1 protein-coding gene is annotated in these 1,460 nt (G+C 42.9%); it reads right to left on the bottom strand.

Annotation, left to right across the window (positions count from 1 at the left end; translation table 11 throughout):
- Nucleotides 1-37: 37 nt before the first annotated feature.
- Nucleotides 38-1,365 (bottom strand): IS3 family transposase gene (locus AC6B99_RS33260; RefSeq protein ID WP_496665170.1). Its coding sequence is split into 2 segments (ribosomal slippage): nucleotides 38-996 and nucleotides 996-1,365, totalling 1,329 coding nucleotides; the frame shifts between segments, so codons are not numbered across the junction.
- Between the last annotated feature and the right edge of the window lie 95 nt (nucleotides 1,366-1,460).

Below are 1,460 nucleotides of genomic sequence, written 5' to 3'. Positions count from 1 at the left end.
TAAAATGTACCCCTTGTAAAGGACAATTAAAAAAAGGTTAGGCCACTTCAAGCTGCTGTCTGTATCGTGCAGGCGGCAGCTTATTTAAGTTCCATTGACCTCGATAATGATTGTAATAGATCATGTAGCTTTTTACTTCTTGCTTTACCTCTTCCAAGGTCATGCACGTTTTGATAGTCGTTTCATCTTTAAAATGCCCAAAAAATGATTCTTGTGGGGCGTTATCCCAACAGTTTCCTCTACGTGACATCGATTGACTTAGCCCCATTTTCTTCACAAGCTTTTGGAACTTCGGGTTCGTATAGTGAAATCCTTGATCCGAATGAATCAACGCATCCGGGGTGAGATGGCGATGTTTCTTGAGTTGTTTCAACGTCTCGATCGCAATATCCAAACCAATGGAAGCAGAAACTTCATAGGCTAAAATCTCATTGGTTTCGGCATCTTTAATCGTCGATAGATAGGCTCGCTTGTTGTTTCCATAGGTTAAATACGTGATGTCGGTTAAGAGCACCTTGCCGGCGATCCCTTGCTTAAAGGCTCGCTTTAAGGTGTTGGGACAGGTTCGATGCTCGTGGGTCGCTTTGGCCATACGTCGTGCGGGATTTGCTTTTCGAATGGGACAAACGATGTTGTACTTTTGCATGACACGACGAATTCGCTTGAGGTTGTAGGTGATTCCGTATTGATGATCCAGCGTCATTTTGATTTGACGAGCTCCCTTCTTTCTCCCCCGATAATGGTAGGCTTTCAGAAGGATCGCTTTCACCTTTTGATCGTTTTCTTCCTGTTTTTGACGATGTAATCGAGCATCTTCGCTACAAAATCGATAATAGCCGGAACGTGAAACCCCAGCGATTTCACAGAGAACATACAGCTTACGCCGGAAAGGATAGGTATTCATCATCTGTTGAATAATTTCGAATTTTTGCTTCGTGCTTAGTTGGACTTCTTTTTTCTCATCTGCCTTTCGAGTTGATCGAGCTTTTTTAAGAATTCATTTTCCGCTTCGAGCCATTTCATTTTCGCTTCCAAACGGGCATACTTTTCTTCTAGACTTAATTCGCGGCTCAGAGTACGGCCTGAGGCGTGTTTTCTAGCGTCTGTTAATCCAGCAGGCCCCTGTGCTTGATAAGCCGTGCGCCATCGATTGGAAGCCTTCTTAATCCGGGTTGCCCCCAAAACGTCTAGTGCAAAGCCCGCTCCCTGAAAAATCTCACTTGGAAGCATACCTTGCTTGTATTCTTTAATAAATCGTTCTTTAAACGCATCCGTATAGGTAATGGCTTTGGCACTGACATTTTTCACATAGGGATTTGTTCTTAGCTGAGCTTGCTCTTGAGTTGTAAAGCATTTTTTAGACATCCGCTTCGACCACCGCTCGTTTTTTATTTATTGTACACAAAAAAGACCCTACAAGATGACCTTTTTAAAGTGTCCATCTTATAGGGTACATTTTA

This window comes from Paenibacillus liaoningensis (genome assembly GCF_059609455.1).
The sequence above is the reverse complement of the archived record's forward strand: the minus strand, read 5'-3'. Positions and strand labels throughout refer to the sequence as shown.